The following is a 15,167-nucleotide window of genomic DNA, read 5'->3' as shown; positions in this document are numbered from 1 at the left end:
ATGATTGCGCTTTGGCGGATCATCCGGTAAGTCTGCCTGAAATTGGCCGGATTTTTCGGTCAGGCGGGTGACATTGGATCTCGCAGGCGTCGGGACGGGCGCGGCTGGAAGGGTTTGAATGAAAATGACGCAAGGAATTCGCGCCCGCGCAGGCATTCTCGCTGTGGCCGTCGCGTCCGTCGGACTGACCGGCTGCATGTCGAGCCCGACCTATGGCACCAGCAAGACAGCGGCCGAACAGCTGATGGACGACCTGGGCGATGCGGTGGCGGTAACGCCCGGCGCCAAGAACGCCGACACCAAGTACAATCCGCGTCCGGCACTGGTCGTGCGCGGCAAGCAGACGGGTGACCTGCCGGCACCGCAGACCTCGCTTGCCAGCCGCGAGAACAATCCGAACTGGGTGGAATCGCCGGAGGAAACCCGCGCCCGCCTGCGTCAGGAAGCCGAAGACAACCGCAACAATCCCAACTACCGCTCGCCGCTCCTGGCCGGCAACGGCACCGCCGGCACGATGACCGAAAGCCAGAAGTGGGAAGCCTTCCGTCAGGCCAAGACGAATGCCGAAAATCCCGGCATTGCCGGCCAGCGCCGCACCCTGACCGAACCGCCGACGCAGTACCGCATCGCCGACAATGCCAATCTCGAGGATCTCGGCGAGCCGGAACTCAAGAAGGAACGCGAGCGCAAGAAGGCCGCGACTGATTCCAGCAAGACCTCGTCCTGGTGGAAGCCCTTCCAGTAAGGCTTTGTTTCTACGGTCCTGAAAGGCTGGGTCGTTCGTCGACGACCTGGTGACCATCTGCGTGAATTTCTGTCTCATCCGCCTGCCGGCATCGTCTCGCTGCTGGCAAGACGCGCGTTGGCGCCAGGGTCGCTTTCCATTCTTCCCCTCAAGGGGGCTCTCTCGGCCAGCGAGCGCAAGGTAAGCGGGCAAATTCGACCGTCTTGGTTCGATTCTGCCAGCATCGCGCAAGTCAGAGCTACTCCTCCCGCTTTCCCCTGAAGAACCCCAGCAGCAGGCCTGCGGCCTCGCTTTCGGCGATGCCCGAATAGACGTCCGGCGCGTGATGGCAGGTCGGCTGGCCGAAGAACCGCACGCCGCTTTCCACCGCCCCGCCCTTGATGTCGTTGGCGCCGTAGTAGAGCCGGCGGATGCGGGCAAACGAGATCGCCGCCGCGCACATCGTGCAGGGCTCCAGCGTCACGTAGAGATCGGCATCCGTCAGCCGCTCCTGGCCCAGCGCCTCGCAGGCGATGCGGATCGCCACCACTTCCGCATGCGCCGTCGGGTCGCAGGTGGCGCGCGTCATGTTGCCGGCCCGGCCAACGACCGCCCCATCCACCACGACCACCGCGCCGATCGGCACCTCGTCGCGGGCGCCGGCCTTGCGGGCTTCCGCCAGTGCCTCATCCATGAAGCGATTTGTCCCGCCCATGCGGCGATTCCCTCTTAACCAGGAGGACGCGAACTGGTAGGAACGGTCCAACCTGCGTTGCGCCCGGCATTTTCGGGGCGCGACCCGATGTCCGTAAAGTTAACGTACATGTTCTGGATGCTTCGCGTCCGACACATGCCTCAGGCAAACAACATATGAGCTTCAAAGACAAGCCGAAGCGCGCGGGCGGCAAGCCCTTCGAGCGTGACAGCAAAAAAGCCACCACCGCCAAAAAGCCGACAGGTGCCGAAAAGCCGATGCGCGACAAGCCGCAGCGCAAGCCGGTGGCCGCAGCCGCGCCGGTGGCCGATGCCACGGCGGGCAAGCCCGAACGCATCTCGAAGATCCTCGCGCGCGTCGGTATCGCCTCGCGCCGCGACATCGAACGGATGATCATGGAAGGCCGCGTCAGCGTCAACGGCAAGGTGCTCGAGACGCCGGTCGTCAACGCGACGCTGTCGGATCACATCGAAGTGGACGGCCAGCCGATCCGCGGCATCGAGCGCACGCGCCTGTGGCTCTACCACAAGCCAGCCGGCCTGGTGACGACCAATTCCGATCCGGAAGGCCGCCCGACGGTCTTCGAGAACCTGCCGGAAGAGCTGCCGCGGGTGCTGTCGATCGGTCGCCTGGACATCAACACCGAAGGCCTGCTGCTGCTCACCAATGACGGCGGCCTGTCGCGCGTTCTCGAGCTGCCGACCACCGGATGGCTGCGGCGCTACCGCGTCCGCGCCTATGGCGACATCAAGCAGGAACAGCTCGACAAGCTGAAGGAAGGCATCGCCGTCGACGGCGTCCTCTACGGCGCCATCGATGCGACCCTCGACCGCACCCAGGGCCACAATGTGTGGATCACCATGGGTCTGCGCGAAGGCAAGAACCGCGAGATCAAGAACGTCCTCGGCGCCCTCGGCCTCGAGGTCAACCGGCTGATCCGCATTTCCTACGGACCCTTCCAGCTCGGCGATCTGCCCGAAGGCCAGGTGGTCGAGGTGCGCGGCCGCATGCTGCGCGACCAGCTCGGCCCGCGTCTGATCGAGGAATCGAAGGCCAATTTCGACGCGCCGATCTACAATGACGCACCGGCCGAAGAAGACCAGCCGGCTGCCAAGCCGTCCGCCCGCGGCGAGCGCGCCGAGGGTGGCTGGGGTGCCGAGCGCCGCGAACGGCCCTCGGGCCGTACCGAAGACAAGCGCGTCGACCGCCGTGACGGCGAGCAGGGCCGCAGCGAGCGCCACGAAGGCGAGCGTTCCTCCGGCCCCAGGAAGTTCGCCGGCAAGCCGGGTTCGGGCGACCGGAAGTTTGGCGACAAGCCAAAGTTTGGCGACAAGCCCAGGTTTGGCAGCAAGCCAGGCGCCGGCCAGTTCGACGAAGACAGGCCGAAGAAGCGCCCGCCGATGGGCACGTCGCGCACCGCCAATGTCTGGATGGCGCCGGGCGCCCGCCCGACTGCCGACGGCAAGGGCAGTCCTTCTGCACGCGCAGAGGCCGAGCGTCTGTTCGCCAAGGGTACCGACGATGCGAGCCTGCGCGTCCAGGTCAACCGCGTACAGGGCGACAGCGACTGGATCCGCGCCGACGAGCCGGCCGCCCGCAGCCCGCGCGATGGCGCTGGCCGTGGCGACCGTGGCGACCGGCCGCCGCGTGGTGATCGTCCGGCGCGCTCTGACCGGCCCGACCGGGGTGATCGTCCGGCGCGCGGCGAAGACCGTAATTTCTCCGACCGGCCGCGCGGCGACCGCAAGCCGCGCGACGACAATGAACGTCCGCGCTCCAAGCCGTACGGCGCGGGTGCCGGGCCTGGTCGTTCACCGCGTGAAAACGCCGAGCGTGCCTTTAGCCGTCCCGCCGGTGACCGTCCCGAAGGCGGACGTGGTGGTTTCGGCGGCAAGCCGTCCGGCGCGCGGCCCTATTCCGGCAAGCCTTCCGGCGAACGTTCCGAGGGCGGTCGTGGCGGCTTCGGCGGCAAGCCCGCCGGTGCAAGACCCTATTCCGGTCGTCCGTCGGCCGAGCGTGCCGAAGGCAGCGGCCGCGAAGGCTTTGGCCGTCCGGCCGGTGAGCGTTCCGAGCGTCCGGAAGGTCGCGGCGGTTTCGGCAAACCTTCGGGTGGCAAGCCATCCGGTGGAAAGCCATTCGGCAAGCCGGGCGGCGGAAAGTCGTTTGGCGGCAAGCCCGGCGGATCGAAGCCCGCAGGCGGCAAACCGGGTGGTAAACCCGGCGGTCGTCCCGCCGGAACCCGTGGCACGGGTGCCGGTCCGAAGGGCGGCGCACGCTCCAGAACGCCGAGAGGGTAACGGGCGTGCGGATCGTCGGAGGTGAGTTTCGCGGCCGTAACCTGGCCACGCCCAAAACCAATGCGATCCGGCCGACCGTCGACCGGACCCGAGAAAGCCTTTTCAACATCATCGGTCACGTCTATCCGGACGCGATCGAGGCAACGCGGGTGATGGATCTCTTCGCCGGCACGGGCGCGGTGGGTCTGGAAGCCCTGTCGCGCGGCTGTCGCTCCGCGCTGTTCGTCGAGAATGGCGTCGAGGGCAGGGGCCTGCTCTGGGAAAACATCGAAAGCCTCGGCCTGCACGGGCGCGCCCGGATCCTGCGCCGGGACGCCACCAAGCTCGGTCCCGTCGGCACGATGGAGCCCTGCCATTTCCTGTTTGCCGATCCGCCCTATGGGCAGGGGCTCGGCGAAGCGGCGATCCTTTCGGCGCATGAAGGCGGCTGGGTCATGCCCGGAGCGCTCGTCGTGCTCGAGGAACGCGCCGATGTCGAGCCGGCGGTCGACCCTGTCTTCCAGCCGCTCGAGCAGCGCATCTTCGGCGATACCCGCATCCATTTCTTCCGTTATCAACCGGCATAAGAGGTCGGTCATGACCACTCGGCTTTCTCTTCCTGAAACGGATCGACTGCCGAAAGGACGGACACCGCGCGTCGCCATCGCCTTCGGCGGCGGCGGAGCGCGGGGCATCGCCCATATTGCCGTCATCGAGGCACTCGACGAGATGGGCATCCGGCCGGTGGCGATCGCCGGCTCGTCGATCGGTGCGATCTTTGGCGCCGGCATGGCGGCCGGCATGAGCGGTGCGGAAATCCGCGACCATACGCTGGAGACCATCGGCAACCGCAACGCGGTGCTGAACCGGCTCTGGTCACTCGGTCCCAGCAGCATGCGCGACGGTGTCGGCGGCTTCCGGCTGGGACACTTCAACCTGGAGCGTATTCTCGGCGCCTTCCTGCCGGTCCAGGTGCCGGACACCTTCGACACCCTGCAGATTCCGCTGAAGATCGCCGTCACGGATTATTACGGCCAGGCCGAAGCGATCCTGCAGGAGGGCGACCTGCGCCAGGCGATTGCGGCCTCCGCGGCGATCCCGGGCCTGTTCATGGCAGTGCGCATCAACGGCCGCGTCATGGTCGACGGCGGCATCTTCAATCCCGTGCCGTGGAAGCACGTCATGCCGGAGAGCGACATCGTCATCGGCATCGATGTGGTGGGCGCGCCCGAAGGTGACGGGACGCACCCGCCAAATCGCTTCGACAGCATGTTCGGCGCCAGCCAGCTGATGATGCAGGGCGCCATATCGCTGGCGATGAAGCTGCACCCGCCGCATCTCTTCCTGCGCCCTTCGGTCAACCGCTTCCGGGTCCTCGATTTTCTCAAGGCGCGCGAGATCCTCGCCGAAGCCGAAGGCGTCAAGGACGAGCTGAAGCGCGGCCTCGAAGCCCTGCTGTCGGTGACCGACAGGGTCTGAACGGTGCTGCCGGACGGTGCTCGTCCACCAGCTGCCGCATCGACCTACATCGTATCGGCTTCTTCCGCCGCTTCCATCGGATCGGGCGCCGGCATGCGCTTGGGCTTGGTGAGCGGTTCCGGGCGCACCGGCCGCGTGTGCAGCATGTGCAGGCCGGCACTGATGCCGTCCGCCGCCTGGATCTGCAACCGCTCCTCGTCCCGCCGCCGGATGTCGTCACCGATCGCCGAGACTTCGGTTTCCGGCTTGCCAAGCGCCTCCAGCGCCTTCTGGCCGAACAGCAGCCCCGATTCCAGCGTCTCGCGCAGCTCGTATTCCACCTCCCGCGCCCTGAGAGAGAGCGTGTGGATGCGATCGTAGGAACGCACGAACAGCCGGACATCGGGGAATTCCGAGCGGATGAGGTCGACGATGCGATCGGTCACCTCGCGCTTCTGGGTGCACACGGCGACGATCTTCGCCCGCTCGATGCCGGCCGCCAGCAGCACTTCGCGGCGCGTTCCGTCGCCGAAATAGATGCGGAATCCGAACGTGCCTGCCTGGCGGATACGGTCGGCAGAATCGTCGATGACGGTCACCTCGCTGCCGCCGGCGAGCAGGATCTGCGCGGCGATCTGGCCGAAGCGCGAGAAGCCGACCATCAGGATGTCGGCGCCGGCACCTTCGAAATCCTCGTCGATCTCCTCATGCCTGTCGCGCACCAACAGGCGCTGGGTGATCGCCACGCCAAGCGGCGTCAGCGCCATCGACAGGGTGACGCTGGCGATTAGCAGCGAGGCGTCGGCGGGCGTCAGCAGACCGGCGGCGACAGCGGTGGTGAACAGCACGAAGCCGAATTCGCCGCCCTGCGGCAGCAGCGCAGCGATGCTCGCCGAATCCTCGTGTGTCGAACCCCAGAAGCGGCAGAGACCGTAGAGCACCAGCGCCTTGACGATCATGAACAGCGGCACGCCGACGAGGATCAGCCAGAAGTTCGAAGCGACCGCGGCAAGATCGAGCGAAAGGCCGACGGCAAGGAAGAACATTGCCAGCAGCAGTCCGCGAAACGGCTCGATATCCGCCTCCAGCTCGTGCCGGTAGGAGGATTCGGCCAGCATCACGCCGGCGAGAAAGGCACCCATCGCCATCGACAGCCCGGCCAGCTGCATCGCGGCGGCCGATCCCAGCACCACCAGCAGGGCGGCCGCCAGCATCACCTCGCGCGCACCGGTGCGGGCGATCACCTGGAACATCGGCGTCAGCAGGTAGCGGCCGGCCAGAACCATGATCAGCACCGCCGCCACGGCCTCGGCGAAATCGAGGAGGAACGAGCTTTCGGCCGTGCCATGGCCCGAACCGAGCACCGTCACCAGCGCCAGAAGCGGCACGATCGCCAGATCCTGGAACAGCAGGATGGAAAACGACCGTCGGCCGTAGAGGCTGTTGGTCTCGCCGCCGTCGTTGAGGATCTGCAGCGCGAAGGCGGTTGACGACAACGCCAGGCCAAAGCCGGCGATGACGCTGCCTTGCCAGCTGGCGATGTTGGCGGCCCAGGCGAGCCCGGTCAGTATCAGGCCCGACAGCATCACCTGCGCCGTGCCGAGCACGAAGATCTCGCCGCGCATCTTCCACAGTCGCGACGGCTTGAGCTCCAACCCGATGATGAACAGCAGGAACACGACGCCGAGTTCGGAGACGTGCAGAACCTCCTCCGGATCGCTGATCAGCTGCAGGACGGGGCCGATGACGATGCCAGCGGCGAGATAGCCGAGGACCGTGCCGAGCCCGAGTTTCTTGAACAAAGGCGCGGCGACGACGGTGCCGGCGAGAAGCAGGAGCGTTTCGTTGAAGAGCGGATCAGGGTTCGCCATGAAGCCTCGACGTGCTGGACTGGAAGCGGGCAAGAATCGCCTTGCCGCCCTTGATGCATCCTTTAGTCCACAATACATGGTTCTGGAATGAAAGGCTCATTGCATGTCCTCTGAAATCGATTCCGGTGCCCTGCAGTCTCGCGCCGGCGAGCTTATCGATCTTGCACAAAAAGCGGGTGCCGATCGGGCCGATGCGGTCATCGTTCGCTCCAGATCCCGTTCCGTCAGCGTCAGGCTCGGCAAGGTGGAGAGCACCGAAGCATCCGAGAGCGACGATTTCTCGCTTCGCGTCTTCGTCGGCAACCGGGTCGCCAGTGTCTCGGCCAATCCCGGCTTCGATCTGAAGGCGCTCGCCGAACGGGCCGTGGCGATGGCCAAGGTGTCGCCGGAGGATCCCTTCGCATGCCTCGCCGACGAGGATCGCCTGGCGCGGGACTATCCGGATCTCGACCTCTTCGATCCGACGGAGATTTCGACGGACGCCCTGACCGAGGCAGCGCTTGCCACCGAGCAGGCGGCACTCGATGTGCCGGGCATCAGCAACTCGTCCGGAGCCGGTGCGTCGGCCGGTGCCGGCGGCATGGTTCTCGTCACCTCGCACGGATTCTCAGGCAACTACATGGCCAGCCGCTTCGGCCGCTCGGTCAGCGTGATTGCCGGCGAGGGCACGAAGATGGAGCGCGACTACGATTTCGACAGTCGCCTGTTCGCCGCCGACCTCGATGCACCGGAGGTCATTGGCCGCCGCGCCGGCGAGCGCACCGTTAAGCGCATCAATCCGCGCCAGGTGCCGACGGGTAGCAATCTGACCGTGGTGTTCGATCCGCGCCTGGCGCGCGGGTTCGTCGGCCATATCGCCGGCGCCATCAACGGTGCGTCGGTTGCCCGCAAGACCAGCTTCCTGCGCGACCGGATGGGTCAGCAGGTGCTGAAGTCGGGCCTCAGCATCACCGACGACCCGCTGGTGGTCCGCGGCTCCTCTTCGCGTCCGTTCGATGGCGAGGGCGTCAAGGGCGAGCGCATGGTGATGATCGAGGACGGCGTCCTCAATCACTGGTTCCTGTCGACATCGACGGGCCGCGAGCTTGGCCTTGCCACCAATGGCCGAGGCGTGAGGGGCGGCAATCTCGTATCGCCGGCTTCCACCAACCTGGCGCTCGAGCCGGGTGACATTTCGCCCGAGGATCTGATCGCCGGCATCGGCAACGGCTTCTACGTCACCGAACTGATCGGCCAGGGCGTCAACATGATCACCGGCGAGTATTCGCGCGGCGCGACCGGCTTCTGGATCGAGAACGGCAAGCTCGCTTTCCCTATCTCCGAGGTGACGATCGCCTCGAACCTCAAGGACATGTTCATGCGCCTGACGCCGGCCAACGATATCGACCGCAAGTATGGCGTGGCGGCACCGACCATTGCCATCGAGGGCATGACGCTGGCAGGACTATGACCTTCACCGAACAGACAGCGCGAGACTGGAACAACGACCTGGCCTTGATCCGCGACGCGGCGCGGCAGGCGGGCGAGATCGCGCTGTCGCATTTCGGCAAGTCGCCGGAGGTCTGGTGGAAGCTTGAGGGGCGTTCGCCGGTCAGCGCCGCCGATTTCGCCTCCAACGACCGGCTGCACATGCTGCTTCTGGGCGCGCGTCCCGACTATGGCTGGCTGTCGGAGGAAACCGACGACGACGGCGCCCGGCTCAAGCGCGAAACGCTGTTCGTGGTCGATCCGATCGATGGCACCCGCGCCTTCATCAACGGTGAAAAGACCTGGTGCGTCAGCGTCGCCGTCGTCCATCGCGGGTCGCCGGTGGCAGGCGTACTGTTTGCCCCGGCGCTCGAAGAGGAGTTCTTCGCGGTGGCAGGCGGCCCGGCCGTCCTCAACGGCCAGCCGATCGCAGTTTCGGCGGCGCGGCCGGGAGAGGTGAGCGAGATCGCCGTTGCCGAGGACATGCTGAAGAGCTTCAACCCGGCCTTCCGCAGCACCCTGCGCAGGATCCGCCACGTGCCGTCGCTCGCCTACCGGCTGGCGATGGTCGCGGCCGGCCGTATCGACGGCACCGTCGTCAAGCGTAACTCGCACGACTGGGACCTGGCGGCGGCCGATCTTATCCTCGAGCGGGCCGGCGGGCGGCTCGTCGACATGCAGGGCAAGCGCCTCGTCTATAACCGCGCCGACGTCCAGCACGGGGTTTTGTGCGGCGCTGCGGAACATGTGCTGGATAGCTTGGTGGCCGGGCTGGACGCGGGTTGACCTTTGGCCCGGAATGCCGCAGGAGAAGGGCTCGCAGAGACAAAAGACGAGGCTGAGCATGACCGACCAGAGCGGACAGAAACAACTCCTTCACCTGGTTTTCGGCGGCGAGCTTGAAAGCCTGCAGGGCGTCCAGTTCAAGGATCTCCAGGCGCTGGATATCGTCGGCATCTTCCCCAACTACGCCACCGCACTGACCGCCTGGAAATCCAAGGCGCAGCAGACGGTCGACAACGCGCAGATGCGCTACTTCATCGTCCACATGCACCGCCTGCTGGACCCCGACAGCAACGGCTGATCCGCCCGCACGTCCGACGCGGCCGGCTCAGTCGGCGCGTTTTTGACGCATTTGTAACGCATAGGCCAATGTGCAGGATAGAGCGGCAGACGGGATGATGCGGATGGCGGAAAAGCGGGAGCGGGTGAAGTGAAGAGCGGTCTGGCGCGCGCCGCTTTGCTTGGCTACCGTGTCGCCGGTATCGGCGCCTATCCCTTCGTCACGCCCTATCTCGCCTACCGCGCCCTGAAGGGCAAGGAAGACCGGCAGCGCCGGCTCGAACGGCTCGGCTATCCGAGCCGGGCCCGGCCGCACGGGCCGCTGATCTGGGTTCACGCGGCAAGCGTTGGCGAAACCAATGCCGTCATTCCGCTCATCCGCGAACTGGTCCGCCGCAACATCCACGTCCTGTTGACCACCGGCACGGTCACCTCGGCTTCGCTGGTGCAGTCGCGGCTCGGCGACGAGGTGATCCACCAGTACGTGCCGCTCGACGTCAAATTTCCGATCAAGCGGTTCATCGCCTACTGGCACCCGGATGCGGCGATCACCGCGGAATCGGAAATCTGGCCGACGACGCTTGCCGAATTGGCCCGCCGCAACATTCCGCAGATCCGCGTCAACGCGCGCCTGTCGGATCGCTCCTATGATCGCTGGCAGAACAATCCGGCCATCGCCGAGCTGCTGTTCGGCAAGCTGTCGCTGGTGATCGCCCGCTCGGACGTCGATGCCGAACGTTTCCGCGATCTTGGCGCATGGCCGGTGATCATTTCCGGCAACCTGAAAGGCGACACCGATCCGCCTCCCTATGATCCGCAGGTTCTGGAGCGCTACCGGTCGCAGGTCGGCGACCGCAAGACCTGGGCTGCGATCTGCACTTTCGATGGAGAGGAGGCCGCCGCCGCCTTCGTCCACCGGGCGCTGAAGCCGCGCAACCATCAACTGACGATCATCGTGCCGCGCCATCCGGAGCGTGGAGACGAGATCGAGGCCATGCTCAAGCAGAAGGGTCTGGTCGTTGCCCGCCGGTCGCGGGGTGATGTCATCACGCCCGAGACCGACATCTTCCTCGGCGATACGATCGGCGAGATGGGCCTCTACCTGCGGCTGACCGAGATCTCCTTCGTCGGGCGCTCGCTGACGGAAGACGGCGGCCAGAACCCGCTGGAATCGGCGATGGTCGGCTGCGCGGTGCTGTCGGGTCCGAACGTCCAGAATTTCCGCGAGACCTATCAGCAGATCATCCGCAAGGGCGGCGCGCGCATGGTCCGCGACGTGGAGATGCTGGCCAAGGCCGTCCACTACCTGATGACCAACGACATTGCCCGCCGCAAGATGATCGACTGCGGCCACGAGGCGGTGCAGGACATGCGCGGCGCATTGTCGACCACCGTCAAGGCGCTCGAACCCTACATCAACCCGCTGACCGTGACCGCCCGGCTGCGACCGGCCAGTGCGGGCGCCTGATCTGATGGCGGCGACCGATCCCGCCCTGATCCGCGGCCTGCTGTTCGACAAGGACGGCACGATCCTCCGGTACGACGAAAGCTGGGGCCCGGTGAACCGCGAGGCGGCGCGCATCGCGGCCGCCGGCGGCGATAGCGCCTTCGAGGAGCGCCTGCTGATCGCCTGCGGCATGGATCCGGTGACCGGCCGGACGATGGCCGACAGTCTGTTTGCCGCCGGCACCGCCGCACAGATTGCCGCGGGACTGGTGGAAGCCGGGTCGCCGCTCGACGTCGCGACGCTGACCGTGGCGCTTGACGACCTGTTCGTCAGGGCTGCGGATTTTTCCGTCGCGGTGACCGATCTCGCCGCCTTCTTCGGTCGCCTGAGACGCCGCGGCTATCGGCTCGGCGTTGCCTCCAGCGACAACGAACGGTCGATCCGCGAGACGGCGCGGCGTTTCGGCTTTCTCGAACATCTGGATTTCATTGCCGGCTACGACAGCGGTCACGGCTGCAAGCCGGAACCGGGCATGGTGCTCGGCTTCTGCCGCGCCGTTGGCCTGGAGCCGTCGCAGGTCGCCGTCGTCGGCGACAACAATCACGACCTGCACATGGCCGCTGCGGCCGGCGCCGGCCTGAAGGTGGCGGTGCTGAGCGGCACCGGTTCGCTGTCGACCCTGGAGGCTGCGGCCGACCACGTGCTGGGCGATATTCTCGGGTTGGAAACCCTGCTACCGGTCTTTCAGCCGGCCTGACGCACAGGCAGATACCACGGCTTTCGCCGGCGCCGTTTTGAGGGGAAGAGATGGTTTCGGAAGCACCGCCCTTTTGGTGGGGAAGAGCGGACTGGAAAGCCTGGAGCCTGTGGCCGATCTCACAGGTCTACGGCCGCATCGCCGGCCGTCGGATGGCCCGCACCCGCCGTCCCAGTGTGCCGGTACCGGTTTTCTGCGTCGGCAATTTCACCGTCGGCGGTGCCGGAAAGACCCCGACAGCGCTCGCCATCGCCCGGGCCGCCAAGGCCCGTGGGCTGAAGCCGGGCTTCCTCAGCCGTGGCTATGGCGGCACGCTCGACGTCACGACGCTGGTCGATCCGCACCACCACCGCGCCGATGCGGTCGGCGACGAGCCGTTGCTCCTGGTGCGCGAGGCGATGACGGTGATCTCCAGGCGGCGCTACGAAGGCGCCCAGCGGCTGGTCTCTGAAGGCGCCGACCTGATCATCATGGATGACGGTTTCCAGAGCGCCAGGCTGACCATCGATTTCGCGCTGGTGGTTGTGGATGCGATGCGCGGCATCGGCAACGGCCATCTGGTGCCCGCCGGACCGGTGCGGGCGCCGCTGCGTGAGCAGATGCGGCAGATGTCGGCAATGCTGAAGGTCGGAAGCGGATCGGCCGCCGACAGCCTCGTTCGCCAGACGGCGCGGGCCGGGAAGGCGGTTCACGTGGCAAGCCTGGTGCCGCGCCCGGACCCGCAGATCGCCGGCAAGCGACTGTTCGCTTTTGCCGGTATCGCCGACCCGCAGAAATTCTACCGGACGGTGCGTTCCATGGGCGGCGAGATCGTCGCCAGCCGGGATTTTCCCGATCACCACCACTTCGCCGAGGACGAGCTTCTCGACCTGATTAACGATGCCGGGAGACAGGGCCTGACGCTCGTTACCACCGCCAAGGATGCGGTGCGGCTCGCAGGCCATCACGATGCAGCGGAGGCGCTCCTGAAGCGGCTGACGGTGGTCGAGGTGGATATGCTGTTTGATGACCCGCAGGCACCGGGCCGGATGATCGACGAGGCGATCGGACGATGCAGGGCTCGCCGGCTGCGCAACGGGTAGGGCTAGCCCTGCTCCGATCGCGGGTGCGGGGCAGGCACACAGTCCGGATGTTTAAGCCTCAGGCGCGTTTCTGGTTCGGCAGGATGCCGGCGCGCTTGTCGGCTTCCACAGCGGACTGAAGGTCGGCATAGGCTTCCTGGCGGGCGACGCTCCAGTAGCGGACCTCGTCCACCGGGATGGAGGCGCCGGTCATGGCGCAGAGCACGTAGGCGCCGGGCGTCAGGATCTGGTAGTCGCCGTCGAGGTAACGGATCTTTGCCTCCCGGTTCATGCCGCCTTCGAAACGGTTCATCTTGCGTCTCCTGCCGAATATCATCGCCATGATCTATCGCCGGCGGCGCGCGAAGACCAGTGCCGGTCCCGACGGCGACGAGAAATATCTCAGCTTCGCCCGAACAGCCGTTCGATGTCGCTGAGCTTCAGCTCGATATAGGTCGGCCGTCCGTGATTGCACTGGCCGGAACCGGGCGTCGCCTCCATGTCGCGCAGCAGCGCGTTCATTTCCTCGGGTCTCAGGCGCCGTCCGGAGCGCACCGAACCATGGCAGGCCATCGTCGCCGCGACATGCTCCAGCCGGCCGCGCAAGCCTTCCGACGTGTTCCATTCGCCGATCTCGTCGGCCAGGTCGCGGACCATCCTCGCCGCATCGACCTCGCCCAGCAGTGCCGGCGTCTCTCGCACCGCGACGGCGCCTGGACCGAACCGCTCGATTGCGAGCCCGAGCTTCTCCAGCGCTTCGGCATGCACCATCAGCCGGTCGCAGTCTTCCTCGGGAAGGTCGACGATCTCCGGGATCAGCAGCACCTGCGACGGCAGTCGCTCCTGTTCCAGCGCCTTGCGCATCGCTTCGAAGACCAGCCGCTCATGGGCTGCATGCTGGTCGACGATCACCAGTCCGTCTTCCGTCTGGGCGACGATGTAGTTCGCGTGCAGCTGCGCGCGTGCCGCCCCGAGCCGGTAGCGGGTGGCAAGCTCCACCGGCTCCGAGGCCTGGAGCCGTTCGGCGGGAGCTGCCAGGGCCGGTGTCGCAAAGCCCTGATCGGCGCGGGCGCTGGGAGAGAGCACGGTTTCGAACGCCGCCTGCTCTGTCTCGTAAAAGCCGGCAGGCTGCGCTGCCTGGGCGAACCCGCCGACGGGCCGGTAGGGCGAGGTGGCCGCCGACCAGGCGGTCCGCAGCGGTTGCTGGGCGTAGCCCGCGCCGCCGAACCCCGGCCGGAAGGCGCTCATCATGCCGCTGGCGCTGGTCGTCGAGGCGCGGTCGCCTTCGCGGGCGAGAACCTCGCGGATGGCGCCGACGATCAGCCCGCGCACCAGCCCCGGATCGCGAAAGCGGACGTCCGACTTGGCCGGATGCACGTTGACGTCGACCAGCGCCGGGTCGAGCGTCAGCGACAGCACGGCGACCGGGTAGCGACCGGAGGGAATGGTCTCGGCATAGGCGCCGCGGATGGCCGAAAGGATCAGCTTGTCCTGCACCGGCCGGCCGTTGACGAAGGCGTACTGGTGACCGGAATTGCCGCGGTTGAAGGTCGGCACCCCGGCAAAGCCCTTGAGGCCGACGTCCTCGCGCAGCGCGTCGACGGCGATCGCGTTGTCCTTGAAATCGGCGCCCAGCACCTGCGCCATGCGCGTCAACGGATCGTCGGGCGAGGCCGGGAACTCGAGCGTCGATCGGTCCGAACCGGAGAGCACGAAGCGCACATGCGGGAAGGCGATCGCCATCCGCTTCACCACCTCGGTTATGGCGCCGGCTTCGGCCCGCTCGCTCTTCAGGAACTTGAGGCGCGCCGGCGTGGCGAAGAAGATGTCGCGCACCTCCACCACCGTGCCCTGGTTGGCGGCGGCAGGCCGAACCGGCGACACGCGTCCGCCAACGACGGAGATCTCGACGCCGGTATCGGCGCCGGCCCGACGGCTGGTGATCGACAGCTTGGCGACCGAGCCGATTGACGGCAGCGCTTCGCCGCGAAAACCGAGCGTGCGGATGTCGTCGAGCGTCGCGGTGATCTTCGAGGTGCAGTGGCGGCGCACCGCAAGGTTGATGTCGGCTGCATCCATGCCGCTGCCGTTGTCGGTGATCCGGATGAGGCTCTTGCCGCCGCCGGCGGTAGCGATCTCGATGCGCGTGGCACCGGCATCGATGGCGTTCTCGATCAGCTCCTTGGCGGCACTGGCGGGTCGCTCGATGACCTCGCCGGCGGCGATCTGGTTGATCAGGGTTTCTGGCAGCTGTCTGACGGGCATGCCGCCATTGTCTCGCATCCGCCCGGCGATGAAAAGCCCCGCGACGCCCTTGTCCCGGGCTTCG

At 66.7% G+C, this 15,167-nt stretch carries 14 protein-coding genes; 10 read left to right on the top strand and 4 right to left on the bottom strand.

The genetic code is table 11. From position 1 onward, the window contains the following. The first annotated feature begins 118 nt into the window (after window positions 1-118). Window positions 119-745 (top strand): hypothetical protein, encoded by a 627-nt coding sequence (locus ACR65N_RS04720; RefSeq protein WP_430305823.1) that lies wholly within the window; start codon window positions 119-121, stop codon window positions 743-745. A 238-nt stretch (window positions 746-983) separates the two neighbouring features. On the opposite strand, the gene ACR65N_RS04715 is transcribed toward ACR65N_RS04720, so the two are convergent. Further along, a complete protein-coding gene (locus tag ACR65N_RS04715) occupies window positions 984-1,439 on the bottom strand; it encodes a nucleoside deaminase (RefSeq protein WP_440455942.1) in 456 nt (151 codons plus the stop codon). A 155-nt stretch (window positions 1,440-1,594) separates the two neighbouring features. Between ACR65N_RS04715 and ACR65N_RS04710 the strand changes: the two genes are divergently transcribed. The 3 genes from ACR65N_RS04710 to ACR65N_RS04700 are packed head-to-tail and all read left to right on the top strand — an operon-like array spanning window position 1,595 to window position 5,194. Then, window positions 1,595-3,736: a pseudouridine synthase gene (locus ACR65N_RS04710; protein WP_440455941.1), complete on the top strand. Its 2,142-nt coding sequence runs from the start codon at window positions 1,595-1,597 to the stop codon at window positions 3,734-3,736. A 5-nt stretch (window positions 3,737-3,741) separates the two neighbouring features. Continuing rightward, window positions 3,742-4,302, top strand: a complete 561-nt coding sequence (gene rsmD, locus ACR65N_RS04705) for a 16S rRNA (guanine(966)-N(2))-methyltransferase RsmD (protein ID WP_440455940.1) — start codon at window positions 3,742-3,744, stop codon at window positions 4,300-4,302. A gap of 10 nt (window positions 4,303-4,312) precedes the next feature. After that, window positions 4,313-5,194 carry a patatin-like phospholipase family protein gene (locus tag ACR65N_RS04700; RefSeq protein ID WP_440455939.1) on the top strand — a complete coding sequence of 294 codons (882 nt, stop codon included), beginning with the start codon at window positions 4,313-4,315 and terminating at the stop codon, window positions 5,192-5,194. 44 nt (window positions 5,195-5,238) lie between these two features. Here the strand turns inward: ACR65N_RS04700 and ACR65N_RS04695 are convergent, their stop codons facing one another. Beyond that, window positions 5,239-7,044 carry a monovalent cation:proton antiporter-2 (CPA2) family protein gene (locus ACR65N_RS04695; RefSeq protein ID WP_440455938.1) on the bottom strand — a complete coding sequence of 602 codons (1,806 nt, stop codon included), beginning with the start codon at window positions 7,042-7,044 and terminating at the stop codon, window positions 5,239-5,241. A 103-nt stretch (window positions 7,045-7,147) separates the two neighbouring features. Here ACR65N_RS04695 and ACR65N_RS04690 point away from each other — a divergent pair, with 103 nt between their 5' ends. The 6 genes from ACR65N_RS04690 (at window position 7,148) to lpxK (ending at window position 12,859) form a co-directional block, all read left to right on the top strand. Then, window positions 7,148-8,494: a TldD/PmbA family protein gene (locus tag ACR65N_RS04690; RefSeq protein ID WP_440455937.1), complete on the top strand. Its 1,347-nt coding sequence runs from the start codon at window positions 7,148-7,150 to the stop codon at window positions 8,492-8,494. Then, complete coding sequence (locus tag ACR65N_RS04685) at window positions 8,491-9,297, top strand: 3'(2'),5'-bisphosphate nucleotidase CysQ (protein WP_440455936.1); 807 nt, start codon at window positions 8,491-8,493, stop codon at window positions 9,295-9,297. The genes ACR65N_RS04690 and ACR65N_RS04685 overlap by 4 nt, the downstream gene beginning before the upstream one ends. A 58-nt stretch (window positions 9,298-9,355) precedes the next feature. Continuing rightward, window positions 9,356-9,595, top strand: a complete 240-nt coding sequence (locus ACR65N_RS04680; protein ID WP_430305815.1) for a DUF4170 domain-containing protein — start codon at window positions 9,356-9,358, stop codon at window positions 9,593-9,595. A 129-nt stretch (window positions 9,596-9,724) separates the two neighbouring features. After that, window positions 9,725-11,041: a lipid IV(A) 3-deoxy-D-manno-octulosonic acid transferase gene (gene waaA, locus ACR65N_RS04675; protein ID WP_440455935.1), complete on the top strand. Its 1,317-nt coding sequence runs from the start codon at window positions 9,725-9,727 to the stop codon at window positions 11,039-11,041. Between the two features lie 4 nt (window positions 11,042-11,045). Beyond that, window positions 11,046-11,777 carry an HAD family hydrolase gene (locus ACR65N_RS04670; protein ID WP_440455934.1) on the top strand — a complete coding sequence of 244 codons (732 nt, stop codon included), beginning with the start codon at window positions 11,046-11,048 and terminating at the stop codon, window positions 11,775-11,777. Between the two features lie 50 nt (window positions 11,778-11,827). Beyond that, the gene (gene lpxK / locus ACR65N_RS04665; protein WP_440455933.1) at window positions 11,828-12,859 is read left to right on the top strand and encodes a tetraacyldisaccharide 4'-kinase; all 1,032 of its coding nucleotides are present in this window, start codon (window positions 11,828-11,830) and stop codon (window positions 12,857-12,859) included. A gap of 58 nt (window positions 12,860-12,917) precedes the next feature. Here the strand turns inward: lpxK and ACR65N_RS04660 are convergent, their stop codons facing one another. Both ACR65N_RS04660 and mutL read right to left on the bottom strand, forming a co-directional pair. Beyond that, window positions 12,918-13,151, bottom strand: a complete 234-nt coding sequence (locus ACR65N_RS04660; protein ID WP_440455932.1) for a DUF2093 domain-containing protein — start codon at window positions 13,149-13,151, stop codon at window positions 12,918-12,920. An 89-nt stretch (window positions 13,152-13,240) separates the two neighbouring features. Beyond that, complete coding sequence (gene mutL, locus ACR65N_RS04655; protein WP_440455931.1) at window positions 13,241-15,103, bottom strand: DNA mismatch repair endonuclease MutL; 1,863 nt, start codon at window positions 15,101-15,103, stop codon at window positions 13,241-13,243. Window positions 15,104-15,167: the final 64 nt, after the last annotated feature.

It is taken from the genome of Rhizobium sp. SAFR-030 (assembly GCF_059415005.1).
This window is presented reverse-complemented; position numbering and strand designations above follow the sequence as displayed.

Excerpts from the sequence above, each read along its gene's own strand:
- ACR65N_RS04660 (WP_440455932.1), bottom strand. The coding sequence starts at position 13,151 with ATGAACCGTTTCGAAGGCGGCATGAACCGGGAGGCAAAGATCCGTTAC.
- ACR65N_RS04690 (WP_440455937.1), top strand. The coding sequence starts at position 7,148 with ATGTCCTCTGAAATCGATTCCGGTGCCCTGCAGTCTCGCGCCGGCGAG.
- ACR65N_RS04695 (WP_440455938.1), bottom strand. The coding sequence starts at position 7,044 with ATGGCGAACCCTGATCCGCTCTTCAACGAAACGCTCCTGCTTCTCGCC.
- ACR65N_RS04670 (WP_440455934.1), top strand. The coding sequence starts at position 11,046 with ATGGCGGCGACCGATCCCGCCCTGATCCGCGGCCTGCTGTTCGACAAG.
- ACR65N_RS04685 (WP_440455936.1), top strand. The coding sequence starts at position 8,491 with ATGACCTTCACCGAACAGACAGCGCGAGACTGGAACAACGACCTGGCC.
- ACR65N_RS04680 (WP_430305815.1), top strand. The coding sequence starts at position 9,356 with ATGACCGACCAGAGCGGACAGAAACAACTCCTTCACCTGGTTTTCGGC.
- ACR65N_RS04715 (WP_440455942.1), bottom strand. The coding sequence starts at position 1,439 with ATGGGCGGGACAAATCGCTTCATGGATGAGGCACTGGCGGAAGCCCGC.
- ACR65N_RS04720 (WP_430305823.1), top strand. The coding sequence starts at position 119 with ATGAAAATGACGCAAGGAATTCGCGCCCGCGCAGGCATTCTCGCTGTG.
- lpxK (WP_440455933.1), top strand. The coding sequence starts at position 11,828 with ATGGTTTCGGAAGCACCGCCCTTTTGGTGGGGAAGAGCGGACTGGAAA.
- ACR65N_RS04700 (WP_440455939.1), top strand. The coding sequence starts at position 4,313 with ATGACCACTCGGCTTTCTCTTCCTGAAACGGATCGACTGCCGAAAGGA.
- mutL (WP_440455931.1), bottom strand. The coding sequence starts at position 15,103 with ATGCCCGTCAGACAGCTGCCAGAAACCCTGATCAACCAGATCGCCGCC.
- ACR65N_RS04710 (WP_440455941.1), top strand. The coding sequence starts at position 1,595 with ATGAGCTTCAAAGACAAGCCGAAGCGCGCGGGCGGCAAGCCCTTCGAG.